Origin of the sequence: Sinorhizobium sp. M4_45 (genome assembly GCF_002885915.1) — a bacterium.
GTDB classification, from domain to species: Bacteria; Pseudomonadota; Alphaproteobacteria; order Rhizobiales; family Rhizobiaceae; genus Sinorhizobium; species Sinorhizobium meliloti_A.
Map to the genome: position 1 here is coordinate 255835 of NZ_NWVE01000002.1, position 13050 is coordinate 268884.

Genomic DNA, 13050 nt, shown 5'->3' on the forward strand with positions numbered 1-13050 from the left:
GGAGAGCGATATGACCGAAGTTACTGCGACAACCGCCATATCGACCGATCCGACGCGCCGGGCGCGTCTCGCCGAATTCTGGTACTATTTCTCGGAGAACCGCGGCGCCGTTATCGGCCTGTTCTTCTTCCTGTTCCTGGTGCTGCTCGCCATCTTCGCTCCGCTGGTGGCACCCCATAACCCGACCATCCAGTTCCGCGAGGCGGTGCTGCTCCCGCCCGTCTGGCAGGAAGGCGGCCGCGCGACTTTCCTGCTCGGGACCGACGCCGTGGGCCGCGATATGCTCTCCCGCCTCATCTACGGCACACGTTTCTCGCTCTTCGTGGGCGTCATCGTGACGGTTCTGTCCCTGACGGGCGGAATCCTCGTCGGCGTCATCGCCGGCTATTTCCGCGGGTGGATCGACACGGTCATCATGCGGATCATGGACATCATCCTGGCCTTCCCGTCGCTCCTGCTGGCGCTCGTCCTGGTGGCGGTGCTGGGGCCGGGCCTCACCAATGCGATGATCGCGATCGCGCTGGTTTTCCAGCCGCATTTCGTCCGCCTGACGCGGGCGGCGGTGATGACGGAGAAAACGCGCGACTACGTCGTGGCGGCGAAGGTCGCCGGAGCCGGACATGCGAGGCTGATGTTCAAGACCATCCTGCCGAACTGCATGGCCCCGCTCATCGTCCAGGCGACGCTCTCGTTTTCGAGCGCGATCCTCGATGCGGCGGCACTCGGCTTCCTGGGTATGGGTGCGCAGCCGCCGACGCCGGAATGGGGAACGATGCTGGCGGAAGCACGCGAATTCATCCTCCGTGCCTGGTGGGTCGTGACGCTTCCCGGCCTCGCTATCCTCGTGACCGTTCTGGCAATCAATCTGATGGGCGACGGCCTGCGCGACGCGCTCGACCCCAAGCTGAAGAGGTCCTGACATGGCGCTTCTCGAAATCGAAAACCTCGTCGTCGAATTCCAGACGGCGTCCGGGCCGTTCCGAGCCGTCGACGGCGTCTCGCTCAAGGTGCATGAGGGCGAGGTCCTGGCGATCGTCGGGGAATCGGGCTCCGGCAAATCCGTGTCCATGCTTGCCGCCATGGGGCTTCTGCCCTGGACCGCCAAGGTGACCGCGGACAAGCTCGCCTTCAATGGACGGGATCTATTGAAGATGCCGGCCTCCGACCGTCGCAAGATCGTCGGCAAGGACATTGCGATGATCTTTCAGGAGCCCATCGCCAGCCTCAATCCGTGCTTCACGGTCGGTTTCCAGATCGAGGAAGTGCTGCGCATACATATGGGCCTCGACCGGGCAGCGCGGCGTAAGCGCGCCATCGAGCTGTTCGATGCGGTCGGCATTCCCGACCCCGCCGAGCGCCTCGGGCACTTTCCGCACCAGATGTCGGGCGGGCAGTGCCAGCGCGTGATGATCGCCATCGCGCTTGCCTGCAACCCGAAACTGCTCATCGCGGACGAGCCGACGACCGCACTGGACGTGACGATCCAGAAGCAGATCCTCGATCTCCTGATGAAGCTGCAGCAGGAATACCGCATGGGCCTCATCATGATCACCCATAATATGGGCGTCGTAGCGGAGACGGCGGATCGCGTCATCGTGCAGTACAAGGGCCGGAAGATCGAAGAGGCCGATGTCCTTTCGCTGTTCGAGTCGCCGAAGAGCAATTATACCCGCGCGCTTCTCTCGGCCTTGCCGGAGAATGCGACGGGAGACCGGTTGCCGACGATTTCCGAACTTTTCAATGAGCAACAGATGCTCGAGGGAGCTGCTCGATGACCCATGTTCTCGAAGCCCGCAACCTGGTGCGCGACTATCATATTCCCGGAAACCTGTTCCGTGCGGCGCGCACCGTTCATGCGCTGAAGGGCGTAAGCTTCACGGTCGACGAGGGCAAGACGCTCGCGATCGTAGGCGAAAGCGGCTGCGGCAAGTCTACGCTCGGACGCATCATCACGCTCATCGACCCGGCGACGGCGGGCGAGCTGTCGATCGACGGCAAGACGGTCGACATCGCGCGCGAGGGGCTGACGGCGGAGATGCGCCGCAAAGTTCAGATCGTCTTTCAGAACCCTTACGGCTCCCTCAATCCTCGCCAGAAGATCGGCGATATTCTCGCGGAACCGCTCATCATCAACACCAAGGTTCCGGCAGGCGAACGCCGAGAGCGGGCAATGGCGATGTTGAAGAAGGTCGGCCTCGAGGAGAAGCACTACAATCGCTATCCGCACATGTTCTCCGGCGGCCAGCGGCAGCGCATTGCGATTGCCCGTGCGCTGATGCTCAATCCCAAGCTTCTGGTTCTGGATGAGCCGGTTTCGGCGCTCGACCTCTCCGTACAGGCGCAGGTTCTGAACCTGCTCGCCGATCTGCAGGACGAATTCAAGCTCACCTATGTCTTCATCAGTCACGATCTGTCGGTGGTGCGCTACATCGCCGATGACGTAATGGTGATGTATTACGGCGAAGCGGTCGAGTATGGCAGCCGGGACGCGGTATTCTCCGACCCGCAGCACGATTATACAAAGACCTTGTTCGCGGCGACGCCGCGGGCGGATGTTGCCAGCATCAAGGCCCGGCTCGCCCGGAAGAATGCCGCCTGAGCGGAAATACGTATCACCCAAATGCCGGCAGACCGTTGTTCGGCCCAACACCAGGATGAGGATTATGGAAATCAAGCGTTTCGAAAGCGGCTCGAGGATGAGCCAGGCCGTGGTCTACAACAACACGGTCTATCTCGCCGGCCAGGTCGGCAATGCCGGCGACGACGTCGTCACCCAGACGAAGCAGGCGCTGGCGGAGGTCGATCGTCTGCTGGCGCTCGCAGGCACGGACAAGACGCGCATTCTTTCCGCGACCGTCTGGCTCGCCGACATGGCGGATTTCGCCAAGATGAATTCGGTCTGGGACGCCTGGGTGCCTCAGGGCCACGCGCCGGCGCGCGCGACCGGCGAAGCGAAACTCGCAACCCCGGAATATCTCGTCGAAGTCATCGTGACGGCAGCTCTCTAAGCCGTTGGCGCAAGCAGATATACGCTCCACTTTCCCCGCCGTCGGCCCCTCGGCCGGCGGCGTTTTGCTGCCGTCCTTACACGCTTGTCGCGCAGGAACGATTTCCGCAGTTGCGGCGTTTATCGGTGCGTTCCGCAAGGAGGATGAGACATGCTCTACCGGGTGCCAGGACCCGTCGTGACGTGCCGGTATTCGGCATGGATCTCTTCCCGCGCACGCCGCAGGGCGTGGCCTAAACATTGCTGATCACCATCGGTGGGCCTGGCCTGCTTTCCGCCACGCTTCACCTGTCCCGCTTGAGCGACATTGAGCAAGGCTTCGCGGGGGCATCCGCGGTGGAGTGCGCCACCTCCTTCCCGCATTCGCGAACGAACTGTTCGCAGCACGAGCGTTTGAGAGGTAGGTGCCGATGGACATAGTCGGGCGGACGACGGCCGAGCGTCGACGAAAGCGCGAAGCGGAGAGAGAAATCGCGCTTGCCGAGGCATCGGCGATCGTCGCCCGAAAACGCGACAGCATCGATCTCGCCGGCGCCTGGAGCGTCATTGGTCTGTTTGTGATCGCCTGCGCGGCCGTCGTCTATGCGATGGAAGCGATCCTCCTGCCGATCACGCTCGCCGTCGTCATCGGCATCGTTCTCGGCCGCGCTGCCGATGAACTGGCCCGGTTCGGGCTGCCGCCCATGTTCGGCGGCCTTTTGCTGGCACTTTGCTTTCTGCTTGGCCTGTCATACCTGGTCAACGCCATCCTCTGGCCGATCACCGAGGTCGCGCGCGAGGCGCCGCGGCTGGTCGAAGGCCTCATGGAGCGGATATTGCCCTATCTGCAGCGCTTCGAATGGATAAACGTAGCGCTTGCCCGCGGCAGCGGAGAAGAGGCTTTCGCCGACGTCATCGTCAAGAATGCGGGACCGCTGATCGGCGGCGCGGCGGCAAGCCTGACGCCCGCTCTGGTGCAGACCCTGATCTTTTTGGCCGCCCTTGTGCTCTTCCTGCTGGGGCGCGTTCAGTTGCGCAGCACGATCATTCTCGCTTTTCCCAGCCGCGAAGGTCGCCTGAGCGCGATCCGGATCATGAACGCCCTGGAGGATGCGCTTACGCATTATTTCTCGACCGCCAGCCTGATCTATCTGGCGCTGGGCTTCATAACCATGGTCATTGCGCTGGTCGGCGGATTGGCGATGCCCCCGCTTTGGGGGCTGTTCGCCTTCGTCTCGAGTTTCATTCCCTATCTCGGGGTCACCTTCATGACCCTCTCTTTGCTCGTCGGCGGGCTGATGACGCATGATGCGCTCATCGTGGCCATCGCCCCGGCGGTCGCCTTCTTCACCGTTCACCTCGCCATGGAAAATCTGCTGGTGCCCGCCATCCTCGGCCAACGCTTCGATATCAACCCGTTCCTGGTCTTCGTCGCGATCATTTTCTGGACGTGGATGTGGGGTGCTGTCGGGGCGTTTCTCGCCTTTCCGCTGTCGCTGATCGCGATGATCATTTTCGAGCAGACCCTGCTGCCGCAGCCGGAACGCCAGTTGCCGGGCTGATCCCTTCATGCGCGCGCCTCATAAGACGCGCGGCGCTGTAGAAAGTCTCTCCTTTTCCTCATCCCTTTGCTCGTCACAGGGATGAGAGCAGCGCCGCGTCTGCGGCGCGGAAGAACCTTTCCAGCCCAAGGACTTGGACTGGCTGGATTCCTGTGACAAGCACAGGAATGAGGAAGCGGCGGCGGGTGGCCGAATCTCAACAGGCCTCAGAGCACTTCCAGGAGAAGCGTGTACCGGTTTTCCTGGAAGCGCGTGGGACCAAAGAGTCAGAGTATTTCAGCGTTTCCATGAAACATGAATGCTCTAGCTCGCTCCGGCTTGCGCATGTTCGTCGAAGAAAAGAGCCTGACTGATCAGCGCCTTCACGGTTTCCGGGTTGAAGGGTTTGGTCACCAGAAAGGCCGGCTCGGGTTTCTTGCCGGTCAGTAGCCGTTCGGGAAAGGCGGTGATGAAGATGACCGGTACGGCCGCCTGCGTCAGGATGTCGTTGACCGCGTCTATGCCCGAACTGCCGTCGGCAAGCTGGATATCCGCGAGCACCATTTTCGGCGATGTCTGGTGATAGAGATCAAGCGCCTCGCGGCGCGTGCGGGCGATCCCGGTGACCCGGTGACCGAGGCTCGTCACCATGTCCTCGATGTCCAACGCGATGAGAGGCTCATCCTCGATGATCATCACGTCGGTCGCGATCTGGCGCGAAATCTCCTCCGAGGCGCTGGTCAGCAGCTTGCCGAAGGCGCCGTGGTCCAGCCCCATGATTTCCGCAGCCTCGCCGGTCGAGAAACCCTCAAGGGCGACGAGAAGGAATGCCTGTCTCTGGGGCGGCGCGATGAGGGAGAGATTGGAAGCCGCCTTCTGCTCCCATGCGAAAGGCGAAGCGAGCTGGGTTCGGTCGATCTTGAGTTTTCCGAACAGGGAACAGAACAACTTGTAAAGACCGATTCGATCGTTCGACGCGGCCGGGAAAAGCCCCAGATCGTCGATCAGCGCTTCGAGCACGGCAGAGACATAGGCATCGCCGGCTGCTTGCGAGCCGGTGACGGCACGGGCGTAACGCCGAAGATAGGGGAGGTGGGGCGCAATCCTTGTGGAAAGTGGCATTTAGACCTTCCTAAACTATTGTGCATATGTTCCTGTCTTGCCGACGGCGCAAGCAGGATACCTCAAATGTTTTGAGCACGTATTCCTGTTTATGGAAAGCCTTGAGAAACAATCGCGGCAAATGAATTGGGCGACCGGCTGCTGCGACCTGAATGGGGTTGGCTGAAGCTTATTCCGACAGCACGAACATCAGGTACCGCGGATCTGAAATGGCGCGGAACTGCAGCCCGCACGGAACGGGAAGATGAAGAAGTCCTCAAAGAAAGGCGCCGTGCCAGCGGGGATCGACCGCGCCGAGACGACGCAACCTCACGGTCAAATCGCTTCGAAGCTGAAGGCCCTCTACCAGGCGGTGGAGAACGAACCCGTGCCGCAGCACTTTCTGGACCTTCTGCACCGTCTGGATGAGGCCGAAGAACGACCGCGCGAGTGACGCCGCAGCTTTCACGCTGGCGGCCACCGACAAAACGAGCCGCCCCGGCAGGAGCGCGGCCCGGAGAACTATCCGTATCAGCAGCGCGCCGTGTAGCGGCGGCCGTAGCGGTCGCGATAGACGCAATAGCCGGGCTCGTTCGCACGACCGATAAGGGCACCGGCGACACCGCCGACAGCGGCACCTACCGCAGCTCCCCTGACATCATTGGATATGGCACCGCCGATGATACCGCCGGAGGCAGCGCCGATTGCCGCACCTCGTTCCGTTTGCGTGCAGGCAGCCAAGGGAAGGATCAGGCTTGCGACGACGAGTAACTTCTTCATGACGCGTTCCTATTCAGGGTTGACACAGAACTGCTGGAGATGCCGAGCATAGTCTTCGGTGGAAATGCGCACCGAGGCATGGCTGGAGCCGCTGCGACGCTCATCTGAGCGTCGGTCCCCGTTGGAGGGGTGGTCACAACAGGCGCCGCCAAGGCTTGCATTCCCATCTCCCATGGATGCCGCCGCCGCGGCGCTTGTTATTGTCGCCAAAACGCCGATTGGCGCCTTTTGTTCCGCGCGCGATGACGCCGGCGCGCATGCCTGTTGCCGGAGGGACACGGAGCCGTCGTCATTTATGCGACTGGCGTTCGGCACGTTCCAGAGTCTCGAGCAGCGCCTGGATCCGCTTGTTGTACTTTTCCTCGGAGTGCCGCTGAAGGTCGCGCATCGTCCTGCCGATATGGAGATTCCGATCACGCAGATCGGCCTGATAACGGCCCGCATCGTTTACGGTCTTCCAAATATGTCGCGATGGTATCTTCATTGTCTTCCTGGAGATTCTTTCATTCCGAACAACGCCAAGCGCTTTCGAAGGTTCCTCTCGCTTGCACGCGAAATATAAGTTCCGTTCTATTTGCGGTTCTCTTGGTTAATCAATGCTTTCTGAACCGGACAGACACCCTCGCACCGCGTAGCCACAGCCGGCCCGGGAACAAAGGCGAGCCGACACGCGTTTCGATTTCGGTAACGCAGACAAGGAGATAGCAGATGCTCTATTACGCTCTCGTGTTCCTGATCGTCGCGATCATCGCCGGCGTCCTCGGCTTCGGCGGAATTGCCGGCGCTTCGGCGGGAATTGCGCAAGTCCTCTTCTTCCTGTTCCTCATATTCCTCGTGATCTCGCTCGTAGCGGGTCTCATCCGCCGAACGTGAGCCTCCAGGCGGGGCTTGCCGCCCGCAAAAAAGGTGCCGATCGATAAGGGGTGGAGCTCTCGTCTCCACCCCTTTCCAGTTGTGGTGTGACGCTCTGTTCCCTTGCCCTGCCGGGTCCGCTTGGCTATTCATGCGAATATCCGCCGCGCATGTCAGGACACCATCTCCCATGAAATCCCTGGAAGTTGTCGTCGTGAAGTGACGCGGCACGGCGGCATGACGGATAGGAGCATCTGCACATGAAGACGGACGTAGTGGTTCTCGGTGCCGGCATTATCGGGATTTCCAGCGCGATCCATCTGGCTCGGCTTGGAAAGTCGGTGGTGCTTCTGGATCGGCGCGGCGCCGGGGAGGAAACGTCCTTCGGCAATGCAGGCCTGATACAGCGCGAGGGCGTCTTCCCCTACGGCTTCCCGCACAATTTCGGAGCGCTTTTCCGTTACGCCCTGAACAACACGATCGACGCCAGCTATCACTTCCGTGCGCTGCCCAGTCTCGTGCCGTTCCTCGCGCGCTACTGGTGGCACTCGGGCTTCACCCAGCACCAGAAGATAGCTCATCTCTATGCCCCGCTTATCGAACATTCGATTGCGGAACATCAGGACCTGATCGACGCATCCGGCGCCGGCGACCTCATTCGCAAGGATGGCTGGATGAAGGTTTTCCGCACCGAAAAGGAGCGGGACGCGGCCTATAAGGACGCAGAACGGCTTTCCGCCGGGTTCGGAGTCAATCACCAGAAGCTTTCGACCAGCGAGCTGAAGACGATCGAACCATCCATCCAGGTCGAACTCGCCGGCGGCCTGCGCTGGACGGATCCGTGGTCGATCCGCGATCCGCACAGCTTGAACAAGGCATATCTCGCCTATTTCCAGTCGCTCGGCGGCCGGCTCGTTTCCGGGGATGCCGCGACACTGGAGCACATTCTGGAAGGGGCGGGATGGCGTGTCGCAACACCGGACGGCCCGTTGGAGGCGCGGGAGGTCGTCGTCGCGCTCGGGCCGTGGGCCGATACGGTGACGCGAAAGCTCGGCTACCATTTCCCGCTCGCCGTGAAGCGCGGCTACCACATGCATTACGGCGCCCGGGAGGGCGCTCAGCTCAACAACTGGGTGCTCGACGCCGAGAAGGGATATTTCCTGGCGCCGATGCTGCGCGGTATCCGGCTGACGACCGGCGCCGAGTTCGCACTGCGCGATGCGCCGAAAACGCCGGTGCAGCTGACGCGGGCGGAGCGGGTCGCTCGCGAATTCTTCCCGCTCGCCGAGCGGCGCGACGAGGAGCCGTGGATGGGCGCGCGGCCCTGCACGCCCGACATGATGCCCGTTATCGGCAAGGCTCCGCGACACGAAGGCCTCTGGTTCGCCTTCGGCCACGCGCATCACGGCATGACGCTCGGGCCGGTCACCGGCCGCGCGCTGGCACAGGCGATGACGGGTGAGAAGCCCGTGATCGACATTGCGCCGTATCGGCCGGAGCGCTTCCTCGCATAGAGGATGAGGAGGAGTGTGTTCGATGGTTTAGCTCGAGCCGAGCTGAAACGTCGACCGTGACAATGGCAGCGCTTCATGAGGAGAGGCGATCGTCATAGCTGTTTTTTAATTCTGGCGCCGGAACCAACCTGGTCTTCGCGTGTTTCTCCTCCGGCTGACCGCGAGAGTCGGCAGGCTTGGGCTTTGCCCCGCCGAGGGAGGAGTTTCAAACACGATGAGCAAGCACACGGTGGAGTTTGCCGGCGAGGCTGTCGGTGCGCTGATTCCGGAGAACGGCCGATTGCGGTTCATGGCCGTGAAATTCAGCGTCTGGTCCCTGGAAGGCCAGTTGTTCGCGACGCCGGACGAAGCCCGTAAGGCCGTTGCTGTCATTCATGGCCTGAAGGAGGGCAGGTCGGTCTTCGACAACCGTCCGCTCCCCTTGGGCGGGTATCAGACAACCCCAATTTCCGAACTGCGCTGATCGGGCGGCCATTGGCGGCTCCGATCATCGTTCGCCCACATCGACCCGGTCTCGGGGCCGGTCTTCTCCTCCATCTTCATTCTTCTGCGACGTAGCGTCCGTGTCGTAGAACTCGTCCGGTGCCTTCCACTGCAACGCCACCTCCAGCCGGCCGAGGACAAAGAGCACGACGAGGCTCGCAATGGCGGCGAAGGCCGCTATCAGCCAGAAGCCGAACCCGACCCCGAGACCGACGGCGCCGGCAAGCCACATGCCGGCGCCGGTCGTCAGGCCCTTCACCTCACCCTTCGAAAAGACGATCATGCCGGCGGCGAGAAAGGCCACTCCCGCGGTTACGGCTTCCACGACGCGAATGGGATCGATGCGCACCTCGGGGCCGGAAAGGCTTTTCATGTGCACGCTTTCGATGGCGACCACCGCGAAGATCGCGGAGGCGAGGCTGACGAGAATATGGGTCCTGAGCCCTGCCGGTCGCTGCCGCTTTTCACGCTCGACGCCGATCATCGCGCCGAGCAGGATGGCGCCGAAGAGCCGCGCGAATATCACTGAGTAAGGCGTTTGGGTATCGACAAGGATGTCGTTAAAGACTTCGTTCATGAAAGACGAACGCGCTCCGTCACTCGACCGCTCGGGGCGGATCTGATTGCAGAAGTGCGGGATGGCGCGGCAAACCGCGTCATCCCGCTCGACTTCATCCCGCCCGACAAGGGGCGTTCGTCGATCTACTGCGCAGGAGTGCTCTGCGGCTGGGCCGGCGTGGCAGGTGCTGCCGGTGCAGCTGGCGTCTCGGGCGCTGCCGGGGTCTGGGTCTCAGGTGCTGCCGGCGCCGTCGTTCCTCCGGCGGGCGGCGTCGCCTGGTCCGTAGGTGCGGTCTGATCCGCAGGCGCGGCCTGATCCGTGGGCGCGGCGGCCGGCGGTGTGGCGTCGGACGGGGTCGTCTCGGATTGGCTCGGCGTGACCGGCTCGTTCTCGGCATCCCTGGTCAGCTCTGCCGGCAGCCAGGCGATCAGCGCGAGTACCAGGCCAGCAAGAATGATGACCAGCAAAGGCCAACTGCTACGGCGCGATCTGGTCACGGGCGCTTCGGGGTCCCGCGGCGTCGGTTGGCCGGTGGCAGGATCGAGCGGCGGTTTCTCCCGCAATTCTTCGTGCTGGTTCATGACATACATCCTTTCTCTCCGTCACCCCGCCTGCAAATCGCCTTTGCATGGATCCCCAAATCAGCATGACCAAAGGGGAGGGGTTCCGTACCACCGCAAGTAAATTGCGGCCTCGTCGCGCCCCGGTGGGCACGCGACGCAACGATTAACGTCCCGCAGGCTGCAAGGTTCCGTTGTGTCCGGGACCGTGCCGCCCGGCCCCCGACTACCTTTCCGGGAGATCCGCAACCGCCGGTCGCCCCTTGTCATAAAACTGTCACAAAGGCAGCTGACCGTCCGCGGTGGCATGGCTGGGGCTGTTGCGGAGGATCGAGATGGATGTCGAAGGCATCACCACGGCCAAAGCCCTGACACGCGACAGGCGGACACAGGGTGATTTCCACTACGCCCTTCTCGTCATCTGCTCCTGCATCGTGCTGTTGACGTCGATCGTCATCGCCGATCGGCTTTTCGGCATCGACTACTACGACCTCGTACGCGACCCCAACGCGATTGCCGGGCAGCCGAAGTATTTCGGGCTGGTCTCCAATCTCGGCGTCATTCTCTGGTTTACGGGAGGGATTGCTGCCCTCCAGGCCTATTGGTCCGGCGCCGGCTTCGGCGCGCCGCATCTGCGACGCACGCTTCTCGCCGGCGGACTCTTTTCGGGCCTGATGGGCATCGACGATCTCCTGATGCTTCACGAGGCGATTGCCACGGCGGGCGTCCCGGAGCCGCTTGTCCTTGTTCCCCATATGCTGTTGCTGGCGACGCTCTGTTATCACGCCTGGTATATCCGCCGGGATATTCAGTGGGTCCTGCTTGCCGCCGCCGTCGCCTCGCTCGGCTGTTCCTTCCTGGTGGACGCGGTTTCGGAACACTTCGCCGGAATGGTTTTCGTCGAGGAGGGCTTCAAGATCCTCGGCATCATGTTCCTGGCCGTCTTCCTCAGCCTCACGAGTCATGCGGCACTGAAAACGAAGCGCCGCTGAAACGCAGCCGGCAGGGGGATATGCAGGCCTGTTGCAGGCGCTTCCAAATCTGCTAGATCATAACGACCTTGGGCCGCGTCGGCCTAAAGTCACGAGCATGCTCAATTCGAACAGGTTGAGAAGCGGGATGCGGGCGGAAAAGCGCACACACTTTTCCTCATCCCGCTCTCCACCATCCTCTGGGATAGGGGCTGAAGACGATGCAGATGGCGAGATTGGCTTGCACTGGTCTGATCCTTGCCGTGTCGGGGGCTGAAAGGCTCCATGCCGAACCGCTTTATACGGTGGCCGACCTTGGCGCCGCGCTCGGCAGATGCTGGACTCCGCCGCAAGGCTTCACGGATTCCTTCGTCACCCTTAGGTTCGGGTTCCGCGGCGACGGTACGTTGATGGGCCCGCCCCGGCCGACTGCGATCAAAGTGAACGGCGACGAAAAGCAGCGGCAGGCATTCGTGACCGCCGCCACCGAGGCGCTGCAGAATTGCGTGCCGCTGGAATTTTCGAAATCACTTTCCGACGAGATCGCGGGCAACGTGTTCACGCTGCAGTTCAAGTCGGCGGAGTGATCCGCGGAAGCGCCGGATCGCATGGCGCTTCCCGTCTTGCGGAAATCAGCTTCAGCCATGGAGCCAGGTGAAAGACCGACATCAGCAAATACATGCTACTCATCCCGTTCAGCAGCGAAGCGCCCGGTATCGAAGCGCCCTGTATCGATGAGCAGATATCCGCACCGTTGCCGGCGGCCAGAAGCGTCATAACCGCGAAAGTCGGTGCGGCGGCGAAGCCCAGCCAGTCGCCGAGGCCTCGCGCGACGGTACCCGTTGCGAGCCGCATCGGACCGTCACACTTGGGGATATTCGTCGTGGCGGCGCCACCATATGCCGTTCTCGTTGCGTCCGAGGGGAGCCCGGTCGAGCCACTGATACATGCCCCATAGCCCATCCAGTCCACGCGCATAGCTGGAATAGGTGTGATAGACGATTCCATCCTCGATCGCGAAGGCGCTGACGCCGGGCCTGTCGCGTGTATAGGTGGCGACGTCGGTTCCCGTCATGGCTGCGATCTGTGCGACCGGCCCCTCGCTGCCGCTCGGGTCCCAATCCCGGACTGTCCTGCCCGCGAGCGGCTCAGATGCCGGTTGTTCGGGGATTGGCGGCTCGCGGCGGAAATTATACTCGATGCCGCCCTCGCGCTGTTGTTGTTCGGTGAACCAGACGCAGAAATCGCGGTTGAAGTCGCCGTCGTCCGAAGAAGCCCAGGGGAAGCTCCATCCCAGCCGCTGCTTATAGGCCTTGAGCTTCGCAAGCGGCGCGCGCGAAACCGCGGAGAAGGCGACGTCGTGGTTTTCGAGATGAGCGACGATCCCGTTGAACCCATCGGCGATCGCAGAGCAGGACGGGCAGCCGGCCGTATAGTCGGGGCCGAACATGAAATGATAGACGAGGAGTTGCGAGCGCCCCTTGAAGAGGTCGCGCAGCGAGGCCTCGCCCTCGTCGGTTTCGAACCGGTACGCCTTGTCGATCCGTACCCAGGGCAATTCCCGGCGCCACCGCGCCAGCTCGTCGCTTCGCCGCGTCAGGTTCTTTTCGGCCTCGAGCAGGTCGAGCCGCGCTGCCAGCCATTCTTCCCGTGTTCCGATTGCATGTGCCGTCATCATTCTTCTCCTTTGGCCATTTGTCGTC

Annotated in this window: 18 protein-coding genes; 12 read left to right on the forward strand and 6 right to left on the reverse strand. The window is 62.2% G+C overall.

The genetic code is table 11. The features are described from left to right. Positions 1-10: 10 nt before the first annotated feature. From CN933_RS06840 to CN933_RS06860, 5 genes are all read left to right on the forward strand, one after another. Complete coding sequence (locus CN933_RS06840; protein WP_018094283.1) at positions 11-919, forward strand: ABC transporter permease subunit; 909 nt, start codon at positions 11-13, stop codon at positions 917-919. 1 nt (position 920) lies between these two features. After that, the gene (locus CN933_RS06845) at positions 921-1775 is read left to right on the forward strand and encodes an ABC transporter ATP-binding protein (RefSeq protein ID WP_018094284.1); all 855 of its coding nucleotides are present in this window, start codon (positions 921-923) and stop codon (positions 1773-1775) included. Next, on the forward strand, positions 1772-2599 hold the full coding sequence (locus CN933_RS06850; RefSeq protein WP_018094285.1) for a dipeptide ABC transporter ATP-binding protein: 828 nt from the start codon (positions 1772-1774) through the stop codon (positions 2597-2599). Before CN933_RS06845 ends, CN933_RS06850 begins: the two co-directional genes overlap by 4 nt. A gap of 64 nt (positions 2600-2663) precedes the next feature. Beyond that, complete coding sequence (locus CN933_RS06855; RefSeq protein ID WP_018094286.1) at positions 2664-3008, forward strand: RidA family protein; 345 nt, start codon at positions 2664-2666, stop codon at positions 3006-3008. 409 nt (positions 3009-3417) lie between these two features. Further along, complete coding sequence (locus tag CN933_RS06860) at positions 3418-4548, forward strand: AI-2E family transporter (RefSeq protein ID WP_018094287.1); 1131 nt, start codon at positions 3418-3420, stop codon at positions 4546-4548. 303 nt (positions 4549-4851) lie between these two features. Here the strand turns inward: CN933_RS06860 and rsiB2 are convergent, their stop codons facing one another. Beyond that, entirely contained in the window at positions 4852-5649 is a 798-nt protein-coding gene (gene rsiB2, locus CN933_RS06865) for a PhyR-type response regulator RsiB2 (protein ID WP_018094288.1), read from the reverse strand. Between the two features lie 244 nt (positions 5650-5893). Between rsiB2 and CN933_RS06870 the strand changes: the two genes are divergently transcribed. After that, positions 5894-6082 (forward strand): NepR family anti-sigma factor, encoded by a 189-nt coding sequence (locus CN933_RS06870; RefSeq protein WP_018094289.1) that lies wholly within the window; start codon positions 5894-5896, stop codon positions 6080-6082. 77 nt (positions 6083-6159) lie between these two features. Here the strand turns inward: CN933_RS06870 and CN933_RS06875 are convergent, their stop codons facing one another. After that, positions 6160-6408, reverse strand: a complete 249-nt coding sequence (locus CN933_RS06875; RefSeq protein WP_003527142.1) for a YMGG-like glycine zipper-containing protein — start codon at positions 6406-6408, stop codon at positions 6160-6162. A 172-nt stretch (positions 6409-6580) separates the two neighbouring features. On the opposite strand from CN933_RS06875, the gene CN933_RS06880 reads away from it, so the two are divergent. From CN933_RS06880 to CN933_RS06895, 4 genes are all read left to right on the forward strand, one after another. Next, positions 6581-6970: a hypothetical protein gene (locus tag CN933_RS06880; RefSeq protein WP_245425063.1), complete on the forward strand. Its 390-nt coding sequence runs from the start codon at positions 6581-6583 to the stop codon at positions 6968-6970. 146 nt (positions 6971-7116) lie between these two features. Further along, on the forward strand, positions 7117-7281 hold the full coding sequence (locus CN933_RS06885) for a DUF1328 domain-containing protein (protein ID WP_003527150.1): 165 nt from the start codon (positions 7117-7119) through the stop codon (positions 7279-7281). A gap of 239 nt (positions 7282-7520) precedes the next feature. Continuing rightward, the gene (locus tag CN933_RS06890; protein WP_018094291.1) at positions 7521-8774 is read left to right on the forward strand and encodes an NAD(P)/FAD-dependent oxidoreductase; all 1254 of its coding nucleotides are present in this window, start codon (positions 7521-7523) and stop codon (positions 8772-8774) included. 214 nt (positions 8775-8988) lie between these two features. Then, on the forward strand, positions 8989-9237 hold the full coding sequence (locus tag CN933_RS06895; protein ID WP_018094292.1) for a hypothetical protein: 249 nt from the start codon (positions 8989-8991) through the stop codon (positions 9235-9237). 24 nt (positions 9238-9261) lie between these two features. Here the strand turns inward: CN933_RS06895 and CN933_RS06900 are convergent, their stop codons facing one another. After that, positions 9262-9834 carry an MgtC/SapB family protein gene (locus tag CN933_RS06900; RefSeq protein WP_018094293.1) on the reverse strand — a complete coding sequence of 191 codons (573 nt, stop codon included), beginning with the start codon at positions 9832-9834 and terminating at the stop codon, positions 9262-9264. A gap of 125 nt (positions 9835-9959) precedes the next feature. Beyond that, on the reverse strand, positions 9960-10406 hold the full coding sequence (locus CN933_RS06905) for a hypothetical protein (RefSeq protein ID WP_018094294.1): 447 nt from the start codon (positions 10404-10406) through the stop codon (positions 9960-9962). A gap of 305 nt (positions 10407-10711) precedes the next feature. Here CN933_RS06905 and CN933_RS06910 point away from each other — a divergent pair, with 305 nt between their 5' ends. Both CN933_RS06910 and CN933_RS06915 read left to right on the forward strand, forming a co-directional pair. Next, entirely contained in the window at positions 10712-11368 is a 657-nt protein-coding gene (locus CN933_RS06910; protein ID WP_018094295.1) for a DUF8692 domain-containing protein, read from the forward strand. 200 nt (positions 11369-11568) lie between these two features. After that, entirely contained in the window at positions 11569-11934 is a 366-nt protein-coding gene (locus CN933_RS06915; RefSeq protein WP_018094296.1) for a UCP034077 family protein, read from the forward strand. Here CN933_RS06915 and CN933_RS06920 read toward each other — a convergent pair. After that, positions 11918-12202 carry a hypothetical protein gene (locus CN933_RS06920; protein WP_018094297.1) on the reverse strand — a complete coding sequence of 95 codons (285 nt, stop codon included), beginning with the start codon at positions 12200-12202 and terminating at the stop codon, positions 11918-11920. The genes CN933_RS06915 and CN933_RS06920 overlap by 17 nt on opposite strands. Positions 12203-12209: 7 nt before the next feature. After that, entirely contained in the window at positions 12210-13022 is an 813-nt protein-coding gene (locus CN933_RS06925; RefSeq protein ID WP_018094298.1) for a DUF899 domain-containing protein, read from the reverse strand. Positions 13023-13050: the final 28 nt, after the last annotated feature.